The sequence below is a fragment of the Nocardia heshunensis genome (genome assembly GCF_054782115.1).
The window spans coordinates 1-23,294 of sequence record NZ_BAAGTC010000002.1; the positions used below are offsets into that span (position 1 = coordinate 1).

Sequence of the window (23,294 nt, forward strand, 5' to 3'; positions counted from 1 at the left end):
CCGAACGCCACCCCCACCACCCGAATACCTCCCCCCACCCCGGCATCAGTCGAACCCTTCCACGCACCTCCCCGCGACCCCAGCCCAAGCCCCACCTGAATCCACCCCCTCACCCAAATACGCAACCCCACCCAACCCCAATACCCCTGGCGCACCCCAAAATCCATCCCAGCGCCCCCAACCCCATCCCGACGACCTCGGCTACGCCCCCAGCCCCTCTGCCCTTCCCGACATAGGCCATCTCCCTTCACGCCAACTAGCCCCCCAACCCGGCCCCGCCGTCGAACCCCGCCCAATCCCGTGGACCCAGGCCACCATGGGCGGCGGCAAACGCAAGCGCAAGCGTAGGAGGATACAACCTCCCGCGCCCGCTCCAATGCCCACACCATCAAGCCCGCCACGCCCCACACCGTCGAGAGCAGATCCGCAGCCCATCTCGACCACCGCTATCCCCGGCAAGAATACTGATCCGAAGGTGCGTGCCCGCGCAGCGAAATCCCTCGGCGTTCAGCGATATCCGAAAATCATGACTCCCGGACGGGTTGCGCAAGCAGTCCGACAGGTCGCTGATCATATGCGGTCGATGGACCACGACTCTGTCTTCACCGCCGAACAGGTTTCGGACATCGCTGAGTGGATCCGGGAACGAATGAAGCTGGATCGCCGTGCGCAGAATCGCCATCTTCCGCTGGCCTCGCGGACAGCGATATACCGGGAACTCGATGAACTGGAGGAACGCCTACCGGGTATTCTCGGATTGTCGCAGAGTTCTGATCGACACATCCCTTCGGATGTTCCGGATGATCCACTTCACGAATTTCGCAGGATGGTGCGCAATCCCAACGCGCCGATGCCACTGAAGAAATTCGTCGCAAATCTCACCGAGTTTCTGGATCTCGGAAACATCGCTTCTTCCATTGAGCGTATATTCGAACCCGACCTCATGGGCGGATGGCGCATCCAGGGCGAGGTGGACGCTGCGCAGCGGATCGCATGGCGTTTGGCGGCTCGCGCCAAGGTGGAGTCCGGACTCGATCCGGAGATCGCAATACGTGCCCGCACCGGAGATTCCGATAATCCCGGCGAGCGTTTTGTGGAGCTTACCGTCTCCTACACGCGCCGGAGTTCCATGACGCATGCTCCGGAAATTATTCGACATTCTCCGGTTTTCGATGAACTGGGCATGGACACTCATGCGTATCAGATCGTCGTCGATGGAGCAGTGGAAGCCGTGAAATTCTGGTTCTTCGAGGGATTCGATATCGACGACCCATCGCGTATTGCGCCTGAATATTCCCGATGGACCGGCACGACTGTTGGCCTGGAGGAAGGTGCATCGGTTGTCCAGGGCATCATGACAAAAGGCGAATGGCTAATCGATCAGATCCGTATTGCTAATCATTTGACTGCAGACTGGGCGTCGGTTGTGATGGAACAAACCGGCGAAGGCACAGTCCAAGTTTGGGATAACGGCAACACGCTGCGTGTTGCTGTCGTTGGCGAAGTTGCCGGGATTCCCATCGGATATCCGGGAAGAGTTCACGTGACATTCCCTGATTCGAGCCATGCCGCCGAAGGGGTCAGGCAACTGGTGGAGAAGTGGGGAACCAGTGTCGACCGCGACGGCCGTCAAACCCTTTGGTTCGAGATCGAGAAGGATCATAACCCCTCGAAGTCGGACCCTTGGCTGTCCCTGATCCCCACAGAGCTCTCCGAACCCATTCGTGCACGGCTGGAAGCCGAATTCGTCGAGATGGATCCCATCATTGATGCGGGATTGCGCGGGTTTACAATGATCGGCTACGATCCGGCGCTGATTCGTCGCCAGGCCGACAAGACCGCGGCGGTAGATGAAATATATAATGAGCACCGGCGAAAGCTTGTTTGGGCTTTGCGTCGCGGAGTGCTCGATGACCTGGCGATTCGCATTATTGCAGCCTCGTTTGTTTTCAAATATCCAATGAAGATGTGGAATGATCTGCTGCCGTTCATCAATGCGACAGCAAAGCGTGCAGGTCGAATCCGGCACGGACTGTCCATACTTTCGAACAATGAGGTTCTCGATTCGCTGGGTGGAGTCAGAAACTCGCCGATCAGTACACAGTTGCAAGACGGCACCACCATCGTATTGTCGCCATTCGATGCACAGGAGGATCTACTCGGAATTCTCGCTCCAGGTATCCAGGTCGATCCAATTGGTAATAGTATTCGATACTACAAGCGTTATATCGACGCGGGAGGTCGGGTAAAGTGTAGTGAAATCACTGGATTGAGTACGGGCCGCGACGACTACCTCGATCTCACAGTTTCGCCTGTGGGTCGATATTGGACGGATTCTCTTATCGACACGCGCACGTTCGCCGAGAAGGTTCGTGAGGGCAGGGCGTCGGGCGAAACCAAGCGCGTCTTGCTCGATAGCATAGAACCTGTTCCCCGAGAGAGCCCGTTGTATGGCATCGCCGATTGGGTTGAATTGGTAACCTATAGCAATCACCTCAGGGCGATCGAATTGACGATCTACGATGAACTTCCCAAGAATGCGTTTCTCTTTGGTCTGGCCTTTGCGCGTGCATTCGGGGCATATGTTCCAGACTACTTTTTAGACGGTGACTCCAGAATTATTTTGGAGTACATCCCTGGATCTGAACAGCGCGAGCACACCACGCTTAACAACCGTCTCGGCAGGGCCGATGACGCGATGTTGTGGAACAGGATAGGAAGCCTACCGAGTGCGCAGATACAGGGGATGGTCGATGCTATCCTCGGTGTCCCTTTGCGTCCTGGCAGTGAGAATTGGGGCGATATTGATGGGGCCAAAATCTACGGTTTGTACTATCGCGATATATTTGGGGATGAATATGGTGGAGGTGGCCTCTCTTGGATCTATACTCAGATGTCGGGAGGGGAACGAACCTGGAATCAGTTCACTCATTCGCTTTCGGATTTGGAAGATCGTGAACGGCGCGTACTCGAGGCGCGAGAGGAACTCGAGCGCATCAATCCGGAATGGTATCGGCTCGCACTGCAGAATCTGACAGAGCTGAAGTCCAGGGCGACCGAGTATCCCAACTTGAATATGCTGAATATAGACGATGCCGTGCGTTTTCTATTTCGGGAGAAGAATAAGATCCTGAGAGAATTGGGGATCAACTACGTACCGAATATTTTGGAACAACGTCAGCGCGACAAATTCTTTGGTGATTTGCGAAGTATGCACGCTGGCGACCCCATCAATCTCGATTTGATTGATATTCTTGAGAATGTTGTCAATATGGAACGGGCTGGCATTGTCAGGCGGCGTACCGGCCTTTATGTAGTTCCTCATGCGCGTACCGGAGTGGGTGGTATTCCGCCCGGCCTGGATGATCAGGCCGACGTGTTGGACTTGCCGAACAGACGGCGTAGGCGGCGACAGGGCGATTCACCGATCGCGCCAATACATGGATTCGGTGTCGAGGTGCTGCCCACGGTGACCGCCTTCGGAGAGGGCAACCCGGTATCGCCCGACGGCGCACCCCATACAGAACCTCCGAAGACCGCGGAATCAGAAGGCAAAAATGAATCGACAGATCGAACGGCAGGCAATGAGTGGCCACGTACCCCGTGGTCCGATAGTCCGGTGCCTGCGCGCGACGTCCAGGTCACCGATGTTCTCGATCTGCCGAAACGAAAGTATCGGCGCCCCTGGATGCCAGGGCGCGCTCGGGGTGTGCCCGATCAATCGATGGCGCTGCACAATGATCCCGACGACCCGATCGGAACACCCTGGAGCACAAACGTTCCCGCGGTACCGGCGCCTGAGATAGTACGAGCGCTTCGACGAGCGCTGGCTGAAGCGGACGAGATGGTCGCCGCGGCCTTGGAAGCGGCCCGTGACCTGCAGGTCGATACGGACGGTCTGTTGCGCCAGGCCGTTCCCGAGATCTCGAGGGCAATTAGAAATTTGGAGGGCCGACAGCGCGACCGGTTCGAGGCGATACTCCGCCGAAGTGTCTTCGACCGACTGGCTGTCCGCGTGATTTCTGACGAGCCGATTGTCGCCGAAGTTCGCCCTCAGTTCGAGCATTTGCGGCCGCATATAAAATCGGTACGAGCATATGTATCAAAGGTTCGTAAGGCATTGGAAGTGCTGGCCGCCCAGGAGGTGATCAAAGCAAATGGTGCCGTGCCCGCGGCGCCAGGTATCGGAGTAATACCGGGTAAGCGTGTAATAGTTGTATCACCGCTGTCGGGTCAGCGTGATCTGCTGGACCGTTTGGTGCCAGGCTTGCGCCAACAGGCCGCACAGGACGGCATGTCAGTCGAATATCTCCGCCTGATGGTCGACCACAACGGGCGATTGACCGCTACACCCGTAACAGGGATTCATCATGGGAAAGAAGCTGGAATAGAATTCTATACCGACCCAGACCAGATCGCGTGGATGAAGAATCTGGTCGACGAAAGAACATTTGCCGAAAGGCTAGCCGAAGCTGAGGCGGCCGGTGAGAGAAGTCGCGAACTTCTCAAAGGTGACCTAGGCGACGGAACAATGTCCGAGCGAGTAGAGAAGATCATATACAATAACGGCTTCATTGCGGTTGAGAAAAAGGTTCGAACTGTCGAGCAAGCCCACGCGGAATGGTTAGGTCGGCGGACGCTCGCGGACGTTGGGGCACACGCGCCGAATATGATACAGCTATCAGAGCTCAGCTTTATCATGGAGTTCATTCCAGGTGTTCTGGCCAACGCCACAGCTGAATCGCGTCGTAGGGACGCGTGGCCGATATTTTTCGATACGCCGAGTGCGAAGAGGTTAGGTCTCGGCGATGCTCTTATCCGCCCATGGGATAGGCATGAGGGAGCAAACTGGATGCTTGTTGACGGATTCCGTGTGTTCGGAATCGACGGCAGCATGGCATATCAAACACTGGAACCGCCAGGTGGATTCTCCAGCCACTATGTGGAGTACATTGAAGGCGATGGGTCGAATTTTCTGCCACACACTATCCCTGCAGAAGAGCTCGATAGGATCGCCGATCGGGTAAAAGAATCCCAGTCGGAGTATCGGCGCCTGGGCGAGCTTATCTGGTTCTGTGAAGTGTGGTCCATTCTGCAACAAATCAGACAAAACGTTCCGGCTGATCTAGAAGAACGTCGCTTGACAGCCGATGGTGCGGTAGCATATCTCGAGTCGGTCCGAGACGGCCTGGCAGAAAGCTTCATGGTGGACCCGCCGCATTCGGGCCGTACCCGGGAACAATGGACAGAGCTGTTTGCTGGTCTCCGCGCAGAATACGCCGCCAGCGCCACCTCTTCCGCACGCGATTTCCGAGATCTTGATCATCTTGAGGGTGTAGTGAAGTTGCTTCGTGATGTGAGATTGAAGAACCTCGATATCGAGAATGTCGATAGATTGATGCCAGGAATCATGGAGAAATTCGGCGATGAGGCTAAGGAATCGATTGTTGCAGAGGTCGAGAAGCGAATCGATGAATATCTGTTAGCTTTGAGAGAGAGGCTTGATGATCTAAATGAGGCTGTAGGATTTACAAATCCGCAGACTGTATCGGATGAAGAATGGGATGCCCGTTTCGGGGCGGCTGTTCAGAAATATGAAGTGCCGCCCGAAACTAAAGGCGATGCACCGTCACATGGACGGGAATCCGGTGGAGACTCCGGGTCGTCCAACCCTGACCCGGGAATCGAATCCTATCATTCCTTCGATTATCGAGCGGCATTAGATCTTCCAGGCACCCCGTGGAATTCTTTGCCCAATCCCAAGGATCGGTGAACCGATTCGGAGATACCGCCGGCGGTTGGGACATCGGAAGACCTCCTGGCGCAGACTGCGCTGCGGTCGAAGATGCTGCTTGCGACGATCCAACCCGAACGTGTCATGGATTCCGCCAAACATGTTGATTCAGCCGAGCGGGCGTATCTCGATGCCGAACTGAAGGTCCGTGAAATTGCGATCCAGCTGGAACGGATGCGTGTGGACGATGCTCGGCAACAGGAGGATCCGACGATGTGACCACGCCGTCCGCGCGGTCATCGAAGACGCCGCCGACGCGCCAGACTGTGCTGGGTCCGGTTCTTACGGCTGCTGAGTTCGCGGAGGTGTCCTCCCGCCGAGGCCAGCACATCCCGTATCCGCTTGGACAGACAACCCTCCGAGAACGCTATTCGCGCGATCCGGACCTCGCCTCAGGAACCGATCCGGACCATCGCCTCAGGAACCGATCCGGACCATCGCCTCAGGAACTACGTCCAAGCCGTGGATCACTTGGCGTACATACGATTCCGGCACTTGCGTCAGCTTCGAGATGAATCCGACCGGGTGATGCTGCGCCGAGGCCACCACCGCGCGCCGCATCCGGATCGGATGCTTGCTCCGGCGCGCGGATTCAGCAACGAAATGTCCCGGCGCACGGAGAGGCCGCGGTGGGTCAGGTCAAGGACCTGATCAAGCCGAGAAGATGACAAATCTCAGATCCTGGGAGCGTGCGGTGGAGGGTGCTCCGTCCGCGTTCATAGGACACGCTGCCTGGATCACCACAACCACCGGACCATCCGAAGAATCCGATACAAACCAGAATGCAAACTGCGGGGTTCCCGTTGGGCTGAGCCAAGCAAAACAGGTCAGGATCGGTTAGAAACCGAGCCTGACCTGATAGTTTTGTGGAGCTAAGGGGAATCGAACCCCTGACCTTCTCGATGCGAACGAGACGCGCTACCAACTGCGCTATAGCCCCGCGGGGTCGTTTCCGGCCCGCGGTGGAAAACTTTAGCAGGTGGGTTGGCGTGGGGACGAATCGGCTGGTTGGGGGTGGTTTGGGTGGGGGTTGGGGTCAGGGGGTGGGCTCGCTGTAGGACTCGAGGACGCGGAGGAAGAGGTCAACTCGGTAGGTGCGGATTGCTGGGTTGTCGGGTTCCAGGAGGCATTGGGCGAGGGTGCCGTCGTGGACGGCCACCAGGGCTCGGCCCAGGGCGGTGGGGTCGGGGATGCGGCGGCCGTTGCGGCGCATGAGGGTGACCACCACGGGGGTGAGGGCTGCGGAGATGGCTTCCTCTCGGGCGACCACCACCTGTTGGAGGGCGGGGTTGCGGAGGGCGTGGGCGGTGAATTCGGAGGTGATTCGGAACCACTTGTCGTCCACGGGGACTGCGGCCAGGAGTTGTTCGACGGCTCGGCGGGGGTCGACGGCGATGCCGCCGGGGGTGTCGAGCATCGCGGTGGCTTCGGCCAGCATGCGGGCGGAGCGCTGCTCCCACATGGCGAGGAACAGTTCCTCCAGGGAGGTGAAGTTCGAGTAGAAGGCGCCGCGGGTGAATCCGGCTCGCTCACAGACCTGCTCGACCGAACAGCGGCCGAAGCCCTCCTCGGCGAACGCTTCGAACGCGGCGTCCAGCAGTCGCTGCCGGGTCTCGGCTCGCTTCGGGCGTGCGCGCACGGTTCCGGTCACCTCGTCGTCGGTGACCTCCCGCGCGGATTCATCATCAGCCCTGCTCACGACCGCATCCTATCGGTTCGGGGGTGGCTCTCGGCTCGACGCGGGATCAGGGGAGGCCCGCGGTGCGGGCGGCGGCGGTGAGGACTTGTTCGAGCATGGCGGGGGTGAGACGGCCCGTGAAGGTGTTCTGCTGGGACGGGTGATAGGTCCCGAACAGGTGCAGGGGGAAACGGTCCGGGCGCGCGGGCGCCAGTTCGACTTGCGCGCCGTGCGCGAACTTCGGTCTGGGTTTGGGTATCTCCCAGCCGGATTCGGCCAGCGCGGGCAGCAGCGCCTGCCAACCCCAGCCGCCCAGCACCACGATCGCGCGCAAAGTGGGTGCGAGCAGCCCGAGTTCGGTGATCAGCCAGCGGCGGCAGGTGTCGCGTTCGACGGGAGTGGGTTTGTTGTCGGGCGGGGCGCAGTGCACGGGGGCGGTCATACGGGTGCCGAGCAGGCGCAGACCGTCGTCGGCCGACACGCTGGTGGGCTGGTTGGCCAGCCCGGCCGCGTGCATGCACGCGATGAGAACGTCCGCACTGCGGTCGCCGGTGAACATGCGGCCGGTGCGATTGCCGCCGTGCGCGGCGGGCGCGAGCCCGACGATCAGCAGCCGGGCATCGGCGGGACCGAAGGCCGGAACCGGCTTACCCCAGTAATTTTCGTCACTGAAGGCGGCCCGTTTCTCGTGTGCGACCTGTTCACGCCACGCCACCAGGCGGGGGCAGGCACGGCACGCGGTAAGTTCCGCGTCGAGCTGGGCAATTGTGCGGCACACGAGGCGACTCAAGCACATGCCGGCTCGAACCGTGCGGCGACGCGGCGATGTCATGAACCGGGCAGGGCGGCCAACCCCGCCGGGCATACTGAGCGCCGATAGCCGAAAGTTAGCGACTGGGAAGGAAACCGGGCCCGCCATGAGCGATCTCGTCGAACTCGGCACCCCCGTGGATGCGGCGCAGAGCATCGGAAACCTGGTGGGCGTGTTCGCATTCGGCCTCTCGGGCGCACTGCTCGCGGTGCGCCGCCGATTCGATGTGGTGGGCATCGCGGTACTGGCCGTGGCGACCGCCACCGGTGGCGGCGTGATCCGCGATCTCGTCATCGGCCGCACCCCGCCGCTCGCCTTCGTGCAGGTCTCCTACGCCGGAATCGCGCTGCTGGCAGCGGTGCTCATCTTCTTCTGGCATCCTCCGGTGCGGTTGGTCCGCGTCCCGTTGAACGTCGCCGACGCGATCGGCCTGGGCATCTTCTGCGTGACCGGCACCGTCACCGCCTTCCAGTACGGCATGTCGGCCACCTCGTCGGCGGCGTTGGGCTTGGTCACCGCGGTGGGCGGCGGTGTGATCCGGGACGTGCTGGCCGGTGTCACCCCGAGCGTGCTCAGCGATGGCGAGCTCTACGCGGTCCCCGCCCTGCTCGGCTCGGCCGTCACCGCGACCCTGCTGCACTACGGCCAATACACCTATTGGACAGGCGGTTTCGCCGGTGCGGGCGCGGTGATCCTGCGCCTGATCGCGCTGCGCCGGCACTGGCATGCCCCGATGGCCCGTCCGCATCGCCGCCGCGACGACACCCCGTCCGCCTGACCGCCCTCGTCCGGCGCGCCCGGCCGCCGCTGTCGTGTCGCGGAGCACGCCCCGGAGTGATTGATAGCATGGCGAAGGCTTGGCCGACTGGCTGTGAATCACACCTCGAGAGAGTTCCTTACCAATGCAGTTCGAGATCGTCGAGCGGGACGAGACGTGGGTTGCCGGGTTGCCGGTGCGCAGCCCGAAACGTGCCCTCGGTGAACTGCGTGACCACGATCTGGAGGTGGCCTGGGCCGCCGTCCTGCATCAGGAACTCGGTGGTCCGCTGGCCTCGGCCTACACCGATTACGCGGCCGAGCTCGGCACCTACAACACCCAGATCGTCGGGTACGAGTGCGGCTCGCTCGACGAGGTGACCCGCGGCCACATCGTGGCCCGCCTGCCGCGCGGCACCTACGCCCGCTTCTCCTCGGTCGGTAACTTTCCGCAGGTGATGACGGATCTGTGGACCCAGATCGCGTACGCGGAGGAGCACAAGCAGATCAAGCGCATCCACACCGGCGACTTCGAGACCTACCCGCACGCCTACAAGATCGATCTCTATCTGGCGGTCGAGCCGTCATGACCTATTCGATCGTGGTCCGGCCCGGCGGCGTCTACGGCGGCCTGGTGGTCCCGCGGGTGCGCCCCAGCTTCAAGGTCTCCAACAGCGAGCTCATCGAGTTCCTGCGGGATCGGCTGCGCGACCGCGACGACACCGTGCGCCCGCTGGCCACCGTCTACGTCCCCGACCCGGCGGGCAACTACAACGTCGTGGTCGCCTACGAGTACCCGGGCCCCGACGACGTCCCCACCGGTGACGTCCTGATCCGAGTGCCGAAGGGCGTCTACGCCCGCTTCCGCCCGAACGGTGACTACCACGATCCGGCCGAGGACGTGTGGGCCCAGGTCGATGACGCGACCGCGTCCGCCGAGATCACCCGGGCGTACCGCGAGGAGATCGAGATCTGGTCCGGACCGGCCGAACTGGAGCTTTTCATCTCCATCCTGGTCTGATTGCCGACAGTTAACTAGTTCGGAACCAACTGGTCTTGTCGCTGAAATTCATGACTGATAGCAATGGTTTGACCTGGGGGAATTTCCGGAGGCCCGTTCGGGTTTCGGGGGATTAGCCGGATGCCTGGACAATTTCAACGGGCTGGCGGATACTCCCCTAGGCACCCACGTCCGCTGCGGTCGATACACGGCCGTATCGAGTGACGACGCGGCAATCGCGCGGGTCTGTTCTTTAGTGGAGTGGAACTGTATGGCAGTCGAACCGATCGTGCATATCCCGGCGGAAGGTCCTGGTGCAGGCATGCTCCGATTTCGGGAGGCGCAAACGGGATACGCCATCCTGGTCGGCCCGCCGGATGCGGATCCGGGTCTGTGGCGCCAGTACATGGATGGTGCGCTCGAGGCGTATCGCCGTTTCGATTCCGAGGATGCACTCGATTACGACGCCGTGATCGATGGTCGTTCCACTTCATTGTTCTTCGTCGCCCTCGACCCGGACGGCCGGGTGGTGGCGGGAGTTCGCGCCGAGGGCCCGCACAAGCACGTCGACGAAATGCGGGCCGTGGCGAGTTGGACGGGGCGGGAAGGCGGACCGTCTTTTCGCCGTCTGGTCGCGGATCAGATTCCGTACGGCGTGATCGAGTGCAAGGCGGGCTGGGCGGCGCGCGACTCCGAGCATCGGCACGCGCTCGCCGATTGGATGGCGCGCGCCTGCGTCCATGCCGCGGTGCTGTTGGGTGTCCGTTATGTCAGCAGCCATGCGCCCGAACACGCGTTGCGGCTCTATCGGAGCAGTGGGGCGAAGGTGGCCTGGTGGATTCCGCCGTCCTCCTATCCGGACGAGCGCTATCGCACCTTCGCGGTCTGGTGGGATATGGAAACCTGCGATTCGATCGCCACCGAATCGCAGGCGCGGTTACTCGCGGCCGAATTGTCGGAAATGCGGGAAAATGAACTGCTGCCAACGATTTTGTGGTCACCCACCCGGGGGTTCGCATAATCATGATCGAACCTGGTGTCGCGGGCCTCGATTATCGCCCGGTCCAACTCGATGAATTCGATCCCGCCGATGCCTCGCAGTTAGCCGCACTGCGGTCGGACGCTTCGATCGAATCCACCGACCTCCGGGATTTGCTGCGGGCCGAGTTCGCGGACCTGGTAGCCCCGCCGGAGTTGTCGGAAGGCACGGGATCGGACAGGTGGTTCTACTACCCCTGGCGACGCCGCATCCTCGCGTTACCCGGCCCGCAGCTGCTGCGCGCCGTTCGGTTGGATCGCAATCGCAACAACCTCACTCGCGCCGAGCAGGACGCCCTCGGAGCTCAGGCGATCGGTGTCGTCGGTCAGAGTGTCGGACACGCCGTTGCCCACGTGCTGGCCATGGAGGGCACCTGCGGTCTGCTGCGGCTGGCCGACTTCGACACCATCGAACTCTCGAATCTCAACCGCGTACCCGGCACGCTGTTCGATATCGGCGTGAACAAGGCCGTCGTGGCGGCCCGCCGGATCGCCGAGCTCGATCCGTATCTGCCGGTGGAGGTCTTCGCGGGCGGGCTCGATGACGACAATCTGGACGCCTTCCTGACCGGCTTGAACGTCGTTGTCGAGGAATGCGATTCGTTCGATATCAAGCTCGCGGTGCGCGAGGGCGCTCGACGGCACCGGCTGCCGGTGGTCATGCATTCCAGCGACCGCGGTCTGCTCGATGTCGAGCGTTTCGATCTGGAACCGGGGCGCGAGCCCTTCCACGGCCTGCTCGGCGGTGTCACCGCCGCTGAGCTGCGGGGACTCTCCACGCGTGAGAAGGCGCCCTATGCCATCCGGGTGCTGGACGGTCGCAATCTGTCCGCCACGCTCGCGGCGAGCATGGTCGAAATCGGCGAGACCCTCAGCAGCTGGCCGCAACTGGCGTCCGATGTACAGGGCGGCGGCGCCAATGTGGCGGCGGCGGTGCGCCGGATCGGGCTCGGACAGAAGCTCCCCTCGGGCCGTACCCGCGTCGACATCGAGAAATGTCTGGACGAGATCGTCGAGCCGGATTTGCCCGAAGATCTGGAGTGGCCGGATGAACCGGCCGCGCACCAGCCGACCTCCGATCTCGCCGCCGTACTCCACTGCGCGCAACGGGCGCCCTCCGGCGGGAATGCGCAGCCCTGGACGCTGCGGGTGGAATCGGATGAGATCGCGATCGAGCTTGCGCCCGAACGCTCTTCACTGATGGACATCGGCTACCGGGCAAGCGCGGTCGCCGTCGGAGCGGCGCTGTACAACGCTCGGGCGGCTGCCGCCGCGCACGGTTTGCTCGGTGCCACCGAACTGCGTGCGGGCGGCCCGAATCTGCTCACCGCACGGCTGCGTTCGGGGTCGGACGCCGATCCCGAACTCGCGCGGGCCTATCCGGCGCTGCTGGCCCGGCACACCAACAGGCGCGACGGGAACGGCACGGAAATACCGGCGACCGTGCTCGAGATCCTCGCAGCGACCGCCCGCCAGGCGGGTGCGGAGCTGCGCCTGGTGACGGATCGGGACGGTATGGACGCCGCGGCGCGGATTCTCGCCGAATCCGAGCGGGCCAGGTACCTGACCCCGGGTTTACATGCGGAGATGATCTCCGAACTCCGCTGGCCCGCCGATGATCTGTCCACCGGAATGGACCTGCGCACGCTGGACCTCGCGCCCGATGAAGTGGCCAAGCTCGAGATCGCCCGCCGCGCGGACGTGATGGCTCAGCTGCGCGCCTGGTCGGGCGGCCAGGCGCTGGTGCGGGCGACGTTGGAGAAGGTGCGGTCGAGCTCGGCGGTGGTAGCTCTGACCATTCCGACGCCGCCGCTGGACGACCGATCGGAACTGGTCGCGTATGCCCGGGCGGGGGAGGCGCTGCAGCGTCTCTGGATCGCCGCTGAACAGCACGGTCTGGCGGTCCAACCGGTATCGCCGATTTTCCTGTACGCCCGACGCCCCGAGGAACTACATACGGTTTCCGCGGAGTTCGCCGATACACTAACGTCACTTCAAGGAAGCTTCCTGGAGCTGTTGGAAGTGCCCGGGTACGAAACGATGGCGTCGGTACTGCGCTTCGGGTACGCGGCGGAGCCCACGGTTCGCAGCAGGCGACGGCCCGTACCGGGCGAGTGAGATCGGAGAGAACGTGCCTCGGCGAACGCTCGACTCACTGGTGACCCAGGTCGCCTCGGAGTTGATGGCGGTCGAAGCCTCGACGATAGCGGCCGCGAGTGAGCGAGTGCTGGCCTGGCTGGTGGAGCATTTCGACGTCGATTTCAGCTTTCTCCGCTTCACCGACGAGCCGCGGCAGGCATCGGTGCTCATCGCGGAGTGGCCGCGTCGGGCGGTTCCCGAAGACGGTGATCCTTTGCAGGTCGCTCATTTCGACGATCCCAACGCGGTCCTGACGCGATTCGGTGAGATCACCGAGCCGATCATCATCAGGCCGGTCTCCGAATTCGCCGATTATCAGCGGTTGATCCAGGAGGCCGCCGGTCTCGAATCCGTCTCCGCCGCCGCGGTGCCCCTGGTATCCCGCGGCCGGGCGACGGGAATGCTCGGCTTCATCAAGGAAGGCGACCGGGAGTGGAGCACCCGGGAACTCAACGTGCTCAAGGCGATCGCCGCCCTGTTCGCGCAGCTGCAGGCGCGCGTAGTGGCGGAGGAGCGGCTGCGGTATATCGCCATGCACGATGATCTGACCGGGTTGGCGAATCGGCGGGCGCTGCTCGAGCATATGGAGGACCGGCTCAGACCGGGGTGTGCGGGGCCGGTGGCGGCGTTCTTCCTGGATCTGGATCGGCTCAAGGCGCTCAACGACTTTCTCGGGCATACGGCCGGGGACAATTTCATTCGCACGCTGGCCACGCGGTTGCGCGACAACCTGGATGCCGGGGACATGATCGCGCGGCTGGGCGGGGACGAGTTCGTCATCGTGCCAGCCAAGCCGATGGATGCCGCGGCGGCCGAGCGGGAGGCCAGCCGGATCCAGCAGTTGATCGCGCGGCGGGTGACCGTCGGCGAGGAGACGGTCAGTCGTGGCGCGAGTGTCGGTGTGGCGCTGGGGATTCCGGGCGAGACCACGGTCGCCGATGTGCTGCGGCGCGCGGATCACGCACTGCTGTCGGCGAAGTCGAGCGGCGGCAATGGGGTCGCGGTGTTCACCGATGCCATGCGGGCGCAGTTCGAACTGCAGGACGACGTCGAATTGAATCTGCGTGGCGCCGTGTCGGACGGTTCGCTGCTGCTGCACTATCAGCCCGAGGTGGATCTGCGCACCGGGCGCGTGGTCGCGCTGGAAGCCCTTGTGCGCTGGCAGCATCCGACCCGTGGACTGCTGCCGCCCGGCGCGTTCGTGGGGGTCGCGGAGGCGACCAATCTGGCGGGTGAACTCGGACGTTGGGTGATCCGCACGGCCGCAGAGCAATTCGCGTCCTGGCGGCGGCGCGGGCTGGCCTCGAATGTCGTGATCCGCATCAATGTGTCTCCGGTACAGCTGGTTTCGCTGGATTTCGTGGAGACCATCGAGGGGATTCTGCGCCGCTACGGGATCGACGGTTCCTCGGTATGCCTGGAGATCACCGAACACGTGGTGGTGCAGGATCTCGCCCGCACCCAGGTGACCCTGCGCGGGCTCAAGCGGATGGGCGTGCAGATCGCCATCGACGACTTCGGGACCGGGTACTCCTCGCTGTCGCATCTCAAGGCGCTGCCGGTGGACGCGGTGAAGATCGACCGCGGTTTCGTGCAGCGGCTGGGCGCCAGTGCCGACGATCTGGCAATCGTGAAATCCATTGTGGGGCTGGCCGGTTCGTTCGGCCTCGGGGTGGTCGGCGAGGGCGTGGAGACGACGGTGGCGGCGCGCACGCTGGTGGCGCTGGGCTGCTACCGCGCGCAGGGCTTCCTGATCGCGCGGCCGATGCCGGCCGAGGAAGTCGAGGAGCATCTGGCGGCCGGGCGGATCGCGCTGGATCTGGACCTGCCGGGTACCAGCCGGTCGGTCATGCCCGGGCCTTCCTGACCCGATTCCCGGCGTGTCCGGCCCCGATTCGGGGTAGTCGTGAAACCGATCCCTTAATGTTCCCGAGCCGGGTCGTGAATCCTCGGCCCGCGGGTTCGGTGCCCAGGAAAATAGGGGCGTAACGGGTACTCACCCGACATGCGAACAACTCTGTTCGCGTAGTAGCGTGCGGTCTGACAAGGCTGTCAATCGAGGGATGGATCGACGTGCGTGGACGTGGCCTGAGTGGCAAGAAGACCCTGGTAACCGGCGCGGCGAGCGGTATCGGCCGGGCCACGGCGCTGGCCGCCGCCCGCAAGGGCGCGCGCCTGATCCTCACCGACGTGAACGCCGACGGGCTGGACGCGACGGTGGAGTCCATCCGTTCCGGGGGCGGCACGGTCGAGGTGGCGGCGGCCCTTGATATCAGCGACTACGACGCCGTCACCGCCTTCGCCGAGCAGGTGCACGAGCAGCTCGGTTCGCTGGACGTGGTGATGAACGTCGCGGGTATCTCCACCTGGGGGACGGTGGAGAACCTCGAGCATCGCCACTGGAAGCGGCTCATCGATGTGAACCTGATGGGTCCCATCCACGTCATCGAGAATTTCGTGCCGCCCATGATCGCGGCGAAACGCGGTGGCGCGCTGGTGAACGTGTCCTCGGCGGCCGGTCTGCTGGCCTTCCCGTGGCATGCGGCCTACAGCGCCAGCAAGTTCGGGCTGCGTGGTGTCTCGGAGGTGCTGCGCTTCGATCTCGAGCGGCACGACATCGCCGTGCACCTGGTGGTGCCGGGTGCGGTGGACACGCCGCTGGTGCAGACCGTCGACGTGGTGGGCGTGGATCGGGAGGATCCGCGAATCCAGGCGTGGATCAAGCGGTTCCGCCGCCACGCCAAGTCGCCCGACGAGGTGGCCGAGACCATTCTGCGCGGTGTCGAGAAGGGCACCTACCTGATTCACACCCAGTTCGACATCCGCTTCGGCTACTGGTGGGCCCGCAAGTTCGCCTGGCCGTACGAGTTCGCCATGCGGCGGGCCAACGATCTGTTCACCACGTTCCTGCCGCGGCCCGCGGTGGATTCCGGCCCCGGGCACGCGGGACTGACGGGTGTGAGCGTGGCGGCCGAAAAGACCGATGTGAGTGCGCCCGAACAAGCGAACGCGCCCGAGCACACGGCCGTGAGCGCCCCCGAATAACGGCCGGGGTCAGGCTGGTTCGGCGGGCCCGCAGATATCCGGCTTGGCGCAGTTCTCGGCCGCGTGGGTGTCGAGCACGCGTGCGCCCGGCCCTTGGTCGCCGAGGTGGTCGTGGGCATTGAAGATCTTGCAGACGCCCAGCGAGAGACAGCCGCAGCCGATGCACCCGGTGAGGTTGTCGCGCAGCCGGACCAGTTGCTCGATGCGGTCGTCGAGGTCCTCGCGCCAGGTGGTCGACAGGGTTTCCCAGTCGCGGCGGCTGGGGTTGCGGCCGTCGGGCAGGTTGTCGAGTGCGCGCCGGATTTCGGCCAGCGGGATGCCGACACGCTGTGAGATCCGGATGAAGGCGACCCGGCGCAGGGTTTCCCGGGGATAGCGGCGTTGATTGCCACTGGTTCGGCGGGCTGTGATCAAGCCCTCACGTTCGTAGAAATGCAAGGCGGACACCGAAACTCCGGCTCGCTGGGCCAGCTGACCGGGGGTCAGCTCCTTCGCCTGCCACGACGCGGTTTGCACACCTGAACATTACTCCAGGTTTTTCGCGGGTGCGAATTGCATGCCATCCGTGCCGAAGGGAACTACCGTCGTGTCATGGGAACAAAGGCCGCACCCACGGCGCGACCGTTTTCCGTGACCTCGGAGGTCGGCGCGCTGCGCACGGTGCTGTTGCACCGCCCGGGCGACGAGCTGCGCCGGCTCACCCCGCGCAATAACGACCAGTTGCTGTTCGACGCCATTCCCTGGGTCGAGCGCGCCCAGCAGGAGCACGACGCCTTCGCCGAGGTGTTGCGCGGGCGCGGGGTCGAGGTGCTGCTGCTGGCGGATCTGCTGACCGAGACCATCCAGCACAGCGGCGCGGCACGGATTCAGGGCATTTCGGGCGCGGTGGACGCGCGGCGACTCGGCCACGTGCTCGCCGACGAGCTGGCGGCGCACCTGAGAAGGGTGCCCGCACCGGAGCTGGCGCAGATTCTCATGTCGGGCATGACATTCGACGAACTGCCCTTCGGCGCGGACGCCACCTCGCTGGTGCGGCGCATGCATCACGGGCACGACTTCGTCATCGACCCGCTGCCCAATCTGCTGTTCACCCGCGATTCCTCGTTCTGGGTGGGGCGGCGGGTGGCCATCACCTCGCTGGCGCTCCCGGCGCGCGCCCGCGAAACCTCGCTCACTGACCTGATTTACGCCTTCCACCCGCGCTTTCTGGGGGTGCGGCGCGCTTACGAATCGCATCAGGCGCCTATCGAGGGCGGTGACGTGCTGCTGCTCGCACCGGGCGTGGTGGCCGTCGGGGTGGGGGAGCGCACCACCGCGGCGGGTGCGGAAGCCTTGGCACGCAGCCTCTTCGAGGACGACCTGGCGCACACCGTGCTCGTGGTGCCGATCGAGCAGACCCGTGCGACCATGCATCTCGACACCGTCTGCACCATGGTGGACGTGGACGCGGTGGTCATGTACCCGGCCATCCAGAATGAACTGTGCGCCTTCACCATTCGCAGGGAGGACGGCGGTGCGGGCGAGAAGCTCGGGGTGAGTATCGCCGGGCCGGATCCGTTCCTGCGGGTGGCGGCCGAGGCCATGGGCATCGGGAAGCTACGGGTGGTCGACACCGGTCTGGACGGCGTCACCGCCGAACGTGAACAGTGGGACGACGGCAACAACACCCTCGCCCTGGCCCCGGGGGTGGTGGTGGCCTACGAACGCAATGAGAACACCAATGCGCGGCTCGAAGACGCCGGAATCGAGGTGCTGCGCATTCCCGGCTCCGAGTTGGGTTCCGGCCGTGGCGGTCCGCGCTGCCTGTCCTGCCCGTTGTCGCGTGACGAGGTGTGATGAAGCCATGCTGGACATCCCGGTCGACCACCACTCGACGGTCCCGCCCTACGAGCAGTTGCGCCAGGGCATCATCGCCCGGGTGCGCTCCGGGGAACTGGCCGCCGGGACCAAGATCCCCACTGTCCGGGCCTTGGCGGCGACGCTGAAGCTGGCTCCGAACACGGTGGCGCGGGCCTACCGTGAGCTGGAGCAGGACGGCGTCCTCGAAACCCGGGGGCGGCTCGGCTCTTTCATCGCCTCGTCGGGAGATCCGACGCGGGACCTGGCGGGCCGGGCGGCGACGGAATACGTCGCGGTGATCCGCCGCCTGGGCCTGGGCGACGAGGCGGCCGTGCGCTACCTGCACGCGGCGCTCGGCGAAACCCGAACGATCAGTTAGCGGTTCGGGTTCTCAGCGCCAGCTGGGCAGCCACAAGTGTTCGTGCCAGCTGCTCGGCGTGATCGGCATGCCGGTCAGGATCGGCCAGAGCCAGATGAAGTTGGCGATGACCAGCGCCAGATAGACGCAGACCAGCAAGAGCCCCAAGCCTTGTCGCTCGCTCTGCGGCGCGAAGTACTGCCATCCGGGTGCGCCCGAGAGCCGTCGCCCGCTGGGTGGGGCGTGCCCGAGGATGTCGCCCAGCGCCAGCGCCACACCCATGGCCAGGAACGGCGCGAGCGGGACGGCGTAGAAGTAGTACATCTGCCGGTCCAGATCCAGGAACCAGGGCAGGATGCCAGCGCCGTAGCCGACCAGGACGGCGGCATAGCGCCAATCCCGCCGCACCGCGCTGCGCCAGATGGCCCAGCCGAGCACGGGGAAGCAGATCCACCACAGCGCCGGGGTGCCGATCGCCATGACGGCCTTCACGCAGGTGGCCTGGCCGCAGCCGCTCACATTGGTGTCGGCGTAGTAGTAGAGCATCGGCCGCAACCCCATGAACCAGGTCCACGGCTTGGATTCCCACGGATGGTGATTGCCCGCGGAGTTGGTGAGTCCCTGGTGGAAGGTGAGCACCTCGCCGCCGTAGTACCAGAGTCCGCGCAGGGCGCTCGGCACCCAGGAGAAGTCGCCGCCGCGCCCGACCCGGACCCCGACCGCGTAGCGGTCGTAGCTGGTCTCGCTGGCGAACCAGCCCCAGAAGGAGGCCAGGTACACGAAGAGCGGGATGACGCACAGTGCGTAGATGGTGGGCCCGAGGTCGCGGACCGCGACGCCCGCCCAAGGGCGCCGTACCCGGTAGCCGCGCCGGGCCGAAAGGTCGAAGGCCAGGCTCAAGGCCGCGAAGCCGATGATCCAGTACGCGCCGGACCATTTGGTGCCGCAGGCCAATCCGAGCATGAGGCCCGCGCCGAACCGCCACCAGCGCACCCCGAATCGAGGTCCGTAGTCGCTGTCGTCGATGCGGCCTTCGGCGGCGACGAGCGCGATCCGGGTCCGGATATCGTCGCGATCCACTACCAGGCAGCCGAAGGCGGCGACGACGAACAGGGCTTGGAAGATGTCGAGCATGCCGATGCGCGAGGACACGAAGGTGAGTCCGTCGCAGATCAGCAGGATGCCCGCGAATGCGCCGATCAGGGTGGACCGGGTCATGCGCCGCACGATGCGAATCGTCAACAGCACGATCAGGGTTCCGGAGATCGCGGCGGTGAAGCGCCACCCCCACGGCGAATACCCGAAGATCGCCTCCCCGATCGCGATCATCTGCTTGCCGACCGGTGGATGCACCACCAGCCCGTAGCCCGGATTGTCCTCCACCCCGCCGCCGGTGAGCACCTGCCAGCCCTGCGGCGCGTAATGCTTCTCGTCGAAGACGGGTGTGTGCAGATCCGTCGGATAGTTGAGGAACAGGAACCGGGTGATGGCGGTGATAACCGTCAGAAACAGCGTGACCGCCCACCCCCGGGCCCAATCCGTGGGCCCGAAATCGGGAGAGGGCAGCAGCGGAGCCGGACTCGACAGCCCCGCCGTCTCAGCCCCCACCGCTGCCGGTCGCACGTCGGTCACCTGGGTCACGCCGTCGATCGTAAGCGCAACCGGCCTCCGAGTCCCGCCCCGGTGAGCCGTGCGGGCGTGGATAGAGTCGGTGGCAGGTTCTCCGACCATCGACGAAAAGGAGCGCAATGAGCGCGGATCCCACCTCCTCCCGGGGGCGGCTGGTGCTGGCGGCGACGCCGATGGGGGATGTCGGGGATGCTTCGCAGCGGTTGCGGGAGGCGTTGGGGGCTGCGGAGGTGGTGGCCGCGGAGGACACTCGGCGGACGAAGTCGTTGGCCAAGGCGATGGGGGTGGAGATCGCCGGGCGGGTGGTGAGTTTTTACGACCATGTCGAGACGGCTCGGATTCCGATGCTGCTGGAGGAGATTCGGGGCGGGAAGACCGTGCTGCTGGTGACCGACGCGGGGATGCCGTCGGTGAGTGATCCGGGGTATCGGATGGTGGCGGCGTGTGTTGAGGCCGGGTTGCCGATCACATGTCTGCCGGGGCCGTCGGCGGTGACGACGGCGTTGGCGTTGTCGGGGCTGCCGGTGGAGCGGTTCGCATTCGACGGGTTTCCGCCGCGCAAGGGTGGGCAGCGCAAGGAGTGGTTGCGGTCGTTGACGTCCGAGGCGCGGGCGGTGGTGTTCTTCGAGGCTCCGCATCGGCTGGCGGATTGCCTGGCCGACGCGGTCGAGGTGCTCGGTCCGGATCGGCGCGCGGCGGTGTGCCGGGAGCTGACCAAGACCTATGAGGAGGTGGTGCGTGGCACGCTCGCCGAGCTGGCCGCCTGGGCGGTCGAGGGTGCGCGCGGCGAGATCACCGTGGTACTGGAAGGCGCGCAACCGGTTTCGGAGGCACCTGCCGATCTGGTCGGACAGGTGGAGGCGCTGATCGGGTCGGGGCTGCGGCTCAAGGACGCGTGCGCGGAGGTGTCCGCGGCCACCGGGGCGTCCCGGCGGGAGCTGTACGACGCGGTGCTGGCGGCTCGCTCCGGCGAGTAGCACCGCGCCGAATCCCGCACGGGCAGGCCGGGATTACGCGCAGCGCTCCAGGCGGCCACGGGAACGCGTGATGGGCAGGTGATGCTGCAACTGCCAGTTCTCCATGATCATGATGAATTCGCCGTCGGCCCGGCGAACCCGGGTTTCGGCGCTGAGCGCACGGGAGTACGCGACCTCCACGTTCTGCCACTTGTGCCGGAATTCGGGGAACTCCCACAGCCTGCGGTGCTGCTCCTGCGCCCAGTCGGTGTGCCCGTAGCGGCCGATGATGCCGCGGTGCCAGGCAACCCCGACATCGGCCTGATCATCCCAGTTGATCATGACCTGCTTGGCCTCGTCGGTGAACGACCACTCCAGTAGGTACATCCCCGGCCGATGCGTGGGGAAGGTGTCGTAATAGGCGGCGTTGGCGGCGAGCAGTCGCCGCTGCGGCGTGTAGAACGACACCAGATCACCGGTGGCCTCGGCCATTTCGGTGTGCATGATCGGGGTCAGCGCCGCCTGGAAGACCTCCAGAGCCGGCATGTGCTGGGTGGTATCGAGGCCCGGCCAGGCCGGATAGGGCGAGGCGTACCCGGCGAGATCGCAGGCGTAGCGCCACTGCTCGTCATCGGCGCGATAGGTGTCGGTGAGCTGACGCAGGATCCCGATATCGACCCGCCCGACCTCGTCCCGCTCCAGCTTGGTCAGGTAGCTGGCGGTGATGTGGGCTTCGCCCGCGGCCTTCTCGCGGCTGAGTTTTCGATTCGGCGGCAGGGTACCGGCGTCGTGACGCCGCTGCTCCTCACGCTGTCGCAGCAAGGTGAAAAACTGTCCCAGCGTGGGGTTTTCGGGTTCGTGCATGGTGTAGCGGGTTCTCGATCCTTCGGGGTGTATGCACTGCGAGTGTATGCAGTGGCGAGGGAGGTCGATGGCCGGGCCGCTAACGCCGGGCACTGTTAGAGTCCCCGATCATGGGGCACGAGACCGCTGTCGCGGCAGGCGAATCGGCGCTCGAGCCGTTCGAACTGACCGAGGACTTCTACCAGCACCCGCACGCCGCCTACGACCGGCTGCGCGCGCACGGTCCGGCGCATCTGGTGCGTTTCCCCGACGGCGGAACCGGTTGGCTGATCACCGATTACGACGCGGCCAAGGCGACCTTCCTGGATCCCACCATCAGCAAGGTGCTCAAGTCCGAGGGCGCGCGTGCCGCGCTGTCGGGGGAGGGTGCGGGCGCGCAGATCTCCGCCGCCATGTTCGGCGACATGATGGTCTTCTACGACCCGCCGCAGCACACCCGGCTGCGTACCCTGGTCAACCGGGCCTTCAGCGGCCGCGCGGTGCGCGAAATGGCCCCGCGCATCACCGAGTTGGCCGATACCCTGCTGGCTGGTCTGGCCGCGTATTCGGCCGTCGATCAGGATCTGCTGGACGACTACGCTTTTCCGCTGCCCATGCTCGTCATCTGCGAGCTGCTGGGTGTGCCCAACGAGGAGCGCGACAACTTCCGAGCCTGGTCGACCACCCTCGTGTCCAACGACGAGACCATGGAGGCCCGCGGCGCGGCCGTACAGCAGTTCGTCGCCTACATCGACGCGCTGATTCGCGCCAAGCGGGACGCGCCCGCCGACGACCTGCTCTCCGAACTCATCACGGTCAGCGAGGACGGCGACCGGCTCTCGCATCGCGAGCTGATCAGCATGGTGTTCCTGCTGCTGGTCGCCGGTTTCGAGACCACGGTCAACCTCATCTCGAACGCGGTCGCGATTCTGCTGTCGGACAAGACCCTTCGGGACACTCTCGTCGAAGACCCGGAACGGATACCGGATTTCGTAGAGGAGGTGCTGCGCTACGAGTCCCCGGCGAGCGAGGCCACCTTCCGCTACACCACGGTCCCGGTCACCCTCGGCAGCGTCGAAATCCCGGCCGGGCAGCGCATTCTGGTGTCGATGGCCGCCGCCGACCGCGACCCGGCCCGCTTCACCGACCCGCATCGGGTGGACCTGGATCGCGCCGACAAGAACCATCTCGCCTTCGGCTACGGCATTCACCGCTGTGTCGGTGCGCCGCTGGCGCGCACGGAGGGCACGGTCGCGCTGACCCGCCTGCTGGCCGCCTACCCGGACCTGGAATTGGCCGCCGGGGCCGAATTGTCCTGGCGCAAATCCCTGATCGTGCGCGGTCTGACCGGTCTGCCGGTACGTCTGCGCCCCTGAGCCGGGCGTCGGCCCGTCGAGATGTGCGCACG

General features: G+C 64.5%; 18 protein-coding genes and 1 tRNA gene. 13 read left to right on the plus strand and 6 right to left on the minus strand.

Annotation, left to right across the window (positions count from 1 at the left end):
- The first annotated feature begins 316 nt into the window (after positions 1 to 316).
- Both ACYVN4_RS00010 and ACYVN4_RS00015 read left to right on the plus strand, forming a co-directional pair.
- A complete protein-coding gene (locus ACYVN4_RS00010; RefSeq protein WP_460717124.1) occupies positions 317 to 5,773 on the plus strand; it encodes a FliH/SctL family protein in 5,457 nt (1,818 codons plus the stop codon).
- A gap of 72 nt (positions 5,774 to 5,845) precedes the next feature.
- Positions 5,846 to 6,013 (plus strand): hypothetical protein, encoded by a 168-nt coding sequence (locus ACYVN4_RS00015; protein WP_460717125.1) that lies wholly within the window; start codon positions 5,846 to 5,848, stop codon positions 6,011 to 6,013.
- A gap of 648 nt (positions 6,014 to 6,661) precedes the next feature.
- Here ACYVN4_RS00015 and ACYVN4_RS00020 read toward each other — a convergent pair.
- The 3 genes from ACYVN4_RS00020 to ACYVN4_RS00030 form a co-directional block, all read right to left on the minus strand.
- Positions 6,662 to 6,734: transfer RNA gene (locus ACYVN4_RS00020), tRNA-Ala, on the minus strand.
- Between the two features lie 96 nt (positions 6,735 to 6,830).
- Positions 6,831 to 7,445, minus strand: a complete 615-nt coding sequence (locus ACYVN4_RS00025; RefSeq protein WP_460718309.1) for a TetR/AcrR family transcriptional regulator — start codon at positions 7,443 to 7,445, stop codon at positions 6,831 to 6,833.
- A 94-nt stretch (positions 7,446 to 7,539) separates the two neighbouring features.
- Positions 7,540 to 8,268 (minus strand): uracil-DNA glycosylase, encoded by a 729-nt coding sequence (locus tag ACYVN4_RS00030; protein ID WP_460717126.1) that lies wholly within the window; start codon positions 8,266 to 8,268, stop codon positions 7,540 to 7,542.
- Positions 8,269 to 8,389: 121 nt separating this feature from the next.
- Between ACYVN4_RS00030 and ACYVN4_RS00035 the strand changes: the two genes are divergently transcribed.
- The 7 genes from ACYVN4_RS00035 (at position 8,390) to ACYVN4_RS00065 (ending at position 16,261) form a co-directional block, all read left to right on the plus strand.
- Positions 8,390 to 9,061: a trimeric intracellular cation channel family protein gene (locus tag ACYVN4_RS00035; protein ID WP_460717127.1), complete on the plus strand. Its 672-nt coding sequence runs from the start codon at positions 8,390 to 8,392 to the stop codon at positions 9,059 to 9,061.
- A gap of 124 nt (positions 9,062 to 9,185) precedes the next feature.
- Positions 9,186 to 9,629 carry a GyrI-like domain-containing protein gene (locus ACYVN4_RS00040; protein WP_452395423.1) on the plus strand — a complete coding sequence of 148 codons (444 nt, stop codon included), beginning with the start codon at positions 9,186 to 9,188 and terminating at the stop codon, positions 9,627 to 9,629.
- Complete coding sequence (locus ACYVN4_RS00045) at positions 9,626 to 10,060, plus strand: effector binding domain-containing protein (protein WP_460717128.1); 435 nt, start codon at positions 9,626 to 9,628, stop codon at positions 10,058 to 10,060. Before ACYVN4_RS00040 ends, ACYVN4_RS00045 begins: the two co-directional genes overlap by 4 nt.
- A gap of 301 nt (positions 10,061 to 10,361) precedes the next feature.
- The gene (locus ACYVN4_RS00050; protein WP_460717129.1) at positions 10,362 to 11,060 is read left to right on the plus strand and encodes a hypothetical protein; all 699 of its coding nucleotides are present in this window, start codon (positions 10,362 to 10,364) and stop codon (positions 11,058 to 11,060) included.
- Positions 11,061 to 11,062: 2 nt separating this feature from the next.
- Positions 11,063 to 13,195: an Rv1355c family protein gene (locus ACYVN4_RS00055; protein WP_460717131.1), complete on the plus strand. Its 2,133-nt coding sequence runs from the start codon at positions 11,063 to 11,065 to the stop codon at positions 13,193 to 13,195.
- A 64-nt stretch (positions 13,196 to 13,259) separates the two neighbouring features.
- Positions 13,260 to 15,083 (plus strand): putative bifunctional diguanylate cyclase/phosphodiesterase, encoded by a 1,824-nt coding sequence (locus ACYVN4_RS00060; protein WP_460718310.1) that lies wholly within the window; start codon positions 13,260 to 13,262, stop codon positions 15,081 to 15,083.
- Positions 15,084 to 15,289: 206 nt separating this feature from the next.
- On the plus strand, positions 15,290 to 16,261 hold the full coding sequence (locus ACYVN4_RS00065; RefSeq protein ID WP_460717132.1) for an SDR family oxidoreductase: 972 nt from the start codon (positions 15,290 to 15,292) through the stop codon (positions 16,259 to 16,261).
- A 9-nt stretch (positions 16,262 to 16,270) separates the two neighbouring features.
- Here the strand turns inward: ACYVN4_RS00065 and soxR are convergent, their stop codons facing one another.
- Positions 16,271 to 16,777, minus strand: a complete 507-nt coding sequence (gene soxR, locus ACYVN4_RS00070; RefSeq protein WP_460717133.1) for a redox-sensitive transcriptional activator SoxR — start codon at positions 16,775 to 16,777, stop codon at positions 16,271 to 16,273.
- Positions 16,778 to 16,852: 75 nt separating this feature from the next.
- Between soxR and arcA the strand changes: the two genes are divergently transcribed.
- Together arcA and ACYVN4_RS00080 are read left to right on the plus strand one after the other, a co-directional pair.
- Positions 16,853 to 18,097 carry an arginine deiminase gene (arcA, locus tag ACYVN4_RS00075; protein ID WP_460717134.1) on the plus strand — a complete coding sequence of 415 codons (1,245 nt, stop codon included), beginning with the start codon at positions 16,853 to 16,855 and terminating at the stop codon, positions 18,095 to 18,097.
- Between the two features lie 7 nt (positions 18,098 to 18,104).
- Complete coding sequence (locus ACYVN4_RS00080) at positions 18,105 to 18,479, plus strand: GntR family transcriptional regulator (protein WP_460717135.1); 375 nt, start codon at positions 18,105 to 18,107, stop codon at positions 18,477 to 18,479.
- 12 nt (positions 18,480 to 18,491) lie between these two features.
- Here ACYVN4_RS00080 and ACYVN4_RS00085 read toward each other — a convergent pair whose 3' ends face one another.
- Complete coding sequence (locus tag ACYVN4_RS00085; RefSeq protein WP_460717136.1) at positions 18,492 to 20,099, minus strand: dolichyl-phosphate-mannose--protein mannosyltransferase; 1,608 nt, start codon at positions 20,097 to 20,099, stop codon at positions 18,492 to 18,494.
- Positions 20,100 to 20,206: 107 nt separating this feature from the next.
- Between ACYVN4_RS00085 and rsmI the strand changes: the two genes are divergently transcribed.
- Positions 20,207 to 21,064, plus strand: coding sequence for a 16S rRNA (cytidine(1402)-2'-O)-methyltransferase (gene rsmI, locus ACYVN4_RS00090; protein ID WP_460717137.1), 858 nt, complete (start codon positions 20,207 to 20,209; stop codon positions 21,062 to 21,064).
- Positions 21,065 to 21,097: 33 nt separating this feature from the next.
- Here the strand turns inward: rsmI and ACYVN4_RS00095 are convergent, their stop codons facing one another.
- Positions 21,098 to 21,907 carry a helix-turn-helix domain-containing protein gene (locus ACYVN4_RS00095; RefSeq protein ID WP_460717138.1) on the minus strand — a complete coding sequence of 270 codons (810 nt, stop codon included), beginning with the start codon at positions 21,905 to 21,907 and terminating at the stop codon, positions 21,098 to 21,100.
- Between the two features lie 110 nt (positions 21,908 to 22,017).
- Between ACYVN4_RS00095 and ACYVN4_RS00100 the strand changes: the two genes are divergently transcribed.
- A complete protein-coding gene (locus ACYVN4_RS00100) occupies positions 22,018 to 23,262 on the plus strand; it encodes a cytochrome P450 family protein (RefSeq protein WP_460717139.1) in 1,245 nt (414 codons plus the stop codon).
- Positions 23,263 to 23,294: the final 32 nt, after the last annotated feature.

Excerpts from the sequence above, each read along its gene's own strand:
- arcA (WP_460717134.1), top strand. The coding sequence starts at position 16,853 with ATGGGAACAAAGGCCGCACCCACGGCGCGACCGTTTTCCGTGACCTCG.
- ACYVN4_RS00095 (WP_460717138.1), bottom strand. The coding sequence starts at position 21,907 with ATGCACGAACCCGAAAACCCCACGCTGGGACAGTTTTTCACCTTGCTG.
- ACYVN4_RS00035 (WP_460717127.1), top strand. The coding sequence starts at position 8,390 with ATGAGCGATCTCGTCGAACTCGGCACCCCCGTGGATGCGGCGCAGAGC.
- ACYVN4_RS00050 (WP_460717129.1), top strand. The coding sequence starts at position 10,362 with ATGCTCCGATTTCGGGAGGCGCAAACGGGATACGCCATCCTGGTCGGC.
- ACYVN4_RS00040 (WP_452395423.1), top strand. The coding sequence starts at position 9,186 with ATGCAGTTCGAGATCGTCGAGCGGGACGAGACGTGGGTTGCCGGGTTG.
- ACYVN4_RS00045 (WP_460717128.1), top strand. The coding sequence starts at position 9,626 with ATGACCTATTCGATCGTGGTCCGGCCCGGCGGCGTCTACGGCGGCCTG.
- ACYVN4_RS00015 (WP_460717125.1), top strand. The coding sequence starts at position 5,846 with ATGCTGCTTGCGACGATCCAACCCGAACGTGTCATGGATTCCGCCAAA.
- rsmI (WP_460717137.1), top strand. The coding sequence starts at position 20,207 with ATGAGCGCGGATCCCACCTCCTCCCGGGGGCGGCTGGTGCTGGCGGCG.
- ACYVN4_RS00080 (WP_460717135.1), top strand. The coding sequence starts at position 18,105 with ATGCTGGACATCCCGGTCGACCACCACTCGACGGTCCCGCCCTACGAG.
- ACYVN4_RS00030 (WP_460717126.1), bottom strand. The coding sequence starts at position 8,268 with ATGTGCTTGAGTCGCCTCGTGTGCCGCACAATTGCCCAGCTCGACGCG.
- ACYVN4_RS00055 (WP_460717131.1), top strand. The coding sequence starts at position 11,063 with ATGATCGAACCTGGTGTCGCGGGCCTCGATTATCGCCCGGTCCAACTC.
- ACYVN4_RS00010 (WP_460717124.1), top strand. The coding sequence starts at position 317 with ATGGGCGGCGGCAAACGCAAGCGCAAGCGTAGGAGGATACAACCTCCC.
- ACYVN4_RS00100 (WP_460717139.1), top strand. The coding sequence starts at position 22,018 with ATGGGGCACGAGACCGCTGTCGCGGCAGGCGAATCGGCGCTCGAGCCG.
- ACYVN4_RS00060 (WP_460718310.1), top strand. The coding sequence starts at position 13,260 with ATGGCGGTCGAAGCCTCGACGATAGCGGCCGCGAGTGAGCGAGTGCTG.